Source organism: Parasphingorhabdus sp. (assembly GCF_041748495.1).
GTDB lineage: Bacteria > Pseudomonadota > Alphaproteobacteria > Sphingomonadales > Sphingomonadaceae > Parasphingorhabdus.
On the sequence record NZ_JBGTDD010000060.1, the window covers coordinates 1 to 3290 of the forward strand.

The following is a 3290-nucleotide window of genomic DNA, read 5'->3' on the forward strand; positions in this document are numbered from 1 at the left end:
CGCCACGGTGCTCGATGTCTGGTAAATCCCTGCCAGCGACAGGAATTCGCCGACGAAACCGCTGGTGCCCGGCAAGCCGATGCTCGCCATCGTGAACAGCAGAAAGAACAGCGCGTAATAGGGCATGTTAATCGCAAGGCCGCCGTAACGCGCGATCTCGCGGGTGTGCAGCCGGTCGTAGATCACGCCGACGCACAGGAACAACGCGCCCGAAACGAGGCCGTGACTGAGCATCACGATCATCGCGCCTTCGAGCCCCTGCACGTTGAAGGCGAACAATCCAACAGTGACAATCGCCATGTGCGCCACCGACGAATAGGCAATCAGCTTCTTCATGTCGGCCTGAATGAGGGCGATGAGCGACGTATAGACCACAGCCACCATCGAAAGCGCGAAAACAATCCACATATGGGCGACCGAGGCATCTGGGAACATCGGGATGGAGAAGCGGATGAAGCCATAACCCCCCATTTTGAGAAGCACGCCGGCAAGAATCATCGAGCCAGCGGTTGGCGCCTCCACATGGGCATCCGGCAACCAGGTGTGTACCGGCCACATCGGCATCTTGACCGCAAAGCTGGCGAAGAAGGCCAGCCACAGCCAGGTCTGAGCCTCGGGGGCAAAATCATAGTTGAGCAGGGTCGGAATATCGCTGGTCCCGGCATCCTGTACCATCCACAGCATCGCGATCAGCATCACCACCGACCCGAGCAGGGTGTAGAGGAAGAATTTATAACTGGCGTAAATCCGGTTCGCTCCGCCCCAGATCCCGATGATCAGATACATCGGGATCAGGCCGGCTTCGAACAAAATGTAGAACAGGAAGATGTCCTGCGCCGCGAACACGCCGATCATCAGCACTTCCATGAACAGGAAGGCCGCCATATATTCGCCGACCCTTGTCTGGATCGCTTCCCAGCTTGCGCCAATGCAGATCGGCATCAGGAACACGGTCAGCATGATCAGCATCATCGAAATGCCGTCGATACCCAGCGCCCAGGCGAAATTGCCGAACAGTTCGGACCGCTCGACATATTGCCATTGCGGCCCGCCGATATCATAATTGGCCCACAGCACTACGCCGAGCACGAACAGCACCAAGGTTGTCACCAGCGCCAGCCAGCGCGCCGCCTGTGCATTGAGGAACAGACAGATGATCGCGGCCAGCATCGGCAGGCCCATCATCAAGGACAGGATCGGGAAATCAAGCTGGTTCATTAGCTGGCTCCCTGCACGATGATCCAGGTCACGGCAGCGGCGAGGCCGAGCAGCATGACCAGGGCGTAGGTATAGAGATAACCGCTCTGGAAGCGTTTCATCACGCCCGAGCCGCTGGCGATCACCGAGGCAATACCGTTCGGACCAAAGCGGTCGATCGTGCCCTCGTCGCCGCCCTTCCAGAACAGCCGGCCCAGCCAGAAGGCGGGGCGGATGAAGATCAGATGGTAAAGCTCGTCAAAATACCATTTGTTGAAAAAGAAATTGTACAGCGGGCTGAAGGTCGCAGCCAGACGCGCCGGACGGTCCTTGCCGAAGAAATACATCGAGATCGCGGTGCCAAGGCCGGTCAGCATCGCCACCGTCGACGACAATTTGACCCACAGCGGCACTTCATGGATTTCGTGCATCAGATGCTCGTCGAAGGCCAGGCTTCCGGCCCAGAACACGGCACCTTCCGCGGCTTCGATAAATTGATTGTGGAACAGGAAGCCGGCAAATATCGCGCCGGCGGCCAGGACAATCAATGGGATCAGCATGGTCAGCGGACTTTCATGCGGATGATAGCCGCCGGTACCGGGCGCAAGCTGCCGGGCACCGGGCGCATCGGCGGACGGGCTGTGGCCGGCATCTTCCTGCGCTGGCGGATTGTCCGCACCGGCATCCTCGTGCCCGTACGTGTCGTGCAGCGCATCGTTATGATGGCCGTGCAGCGCGTGCTGGATATGCTCACTATCGGCCCAGCGCGGCGTGCCCCAGAAGGTCAGGAACATCAGCCGCCAGCTGTAGAAACTGGTCAGCAGTGCCGCCAGCACGCCGATGGCAAAGGCGAACTGGCCAATCTCGGTGCCGCTGGCAAAGGCGACCTCGATGATCGCGTCCTTGGAATAGAATCCGGCAAAGCCGCCAAGCCCGACGATACCAACGCCGGTGATCGCCAGCGTTCCGGCCATCATCGCCCAGAAGGTCAACGGGATTTCTTTCCGCAGGCCGCCATAATAGCGCATGTCCTGCTCGTGATGCATCGCATGGATCACCGAACCCGCGCCGAGGAACAGCAAGGCCTTGAAAAACGCATGGGTGAACAGGTGGAACATCGCCGCGCTATAGGCGCCAACGCCGGCGGCAAAGAACATGTAACCGAGCTGCGAACAGGTCGAATAGGCAATGACCCGCTTGATATCATGCTGGACCAGGCCAACCGTGGCGGCAAAGATCGCCGTGGAGGCACCGACAATCGTCACCACCGCCAGGGCAACCGGGCTGGTTTCGAACATCGGCGACAGGCGGCAGACCATGAACACGCCCGCCGTCACCATGGTGGCGGCGTGGATCAGCGCGGAGACCGGCGTCGGCCCCTCCATCGCGTCGGGCAGCCAGGTGTGGAGGCCGAGCTGGGCCGACTTGCCCATCGCGCCGATGAACAGGAGGATGCAGAGCACCGACAAGGTGTCCACGCGGCCGCCCAGAAAGCCGACGGTGGAGCCGGCGACCTGGGGCACGGCGTCGAGGATGGCAGGAATCGAGACGGTGCCGAACACCAGATAGGTGCCGAAGATGCCCAGCATGAAGCCGAGATCGCCGACCCGGTTGACCACGAAGGCCTTGATCGCCGCCGCGTTGGCGGACGGTTTGTGATACCAAAAGCCGATGAGGAGGTAGGAGGCGAGCCCGACGCCCTCCCAGCCGAAGAACATCTGGACCAGATTGTCGGCGGTCACCAGCATCAGCATGGCGAAGGTGAAGAGCGAGAGGTAGGCGAAGAACCGCGATTGCGACGGGTCCTCCTCCATATAGCCCCAGCTGTAGAGGTGGACGAGCGCGGACACGCTGGTGATGACCACCAGCATGACGGCGGTGAGCGCGTCGACGCGCAGGCTCCAAGCCGCGTCCATGCCGCCGGACACGATCCAGGTCGCCACCGGCACCACCGTGGCCTCGCGGCTCTCGGACAGGAAGCCCAGGAACACCGGCCAGCTGAGCGCGGCGGCGACGAACAGCGCGCCGGTCGTCAGGATCTTGGTCGCCGTCGCCCCGATCAGGCGCCCACCCAGCCCGCCGATCAGAGCGGC

2 protein-coding genes are annotated in these 3290 nt (G+C 61.5%); both read right to left on the reverse strand.

The features are described from left to right. A partial coding sequence (locus ACEW8J_RS04995) for an NADH-quinone oxidoreductase subunit M (protein WP_373490539.1) occupies positions 1-1218 on the reverse strand: 1218 nt, incomplete at its 3' end. Next, the coding region (nuoL, locus tag ACEW8J_RS05000; protein ID WP_373490540.1) for an NADH-quinone oxidoreductase subunit L at positions 1218-3290 on the reverse strand (2073 nt) is incomplete at its 5' end. The genes ACEW8J_RS04995 and nuoL, both read right to left, overlap by 1 nt.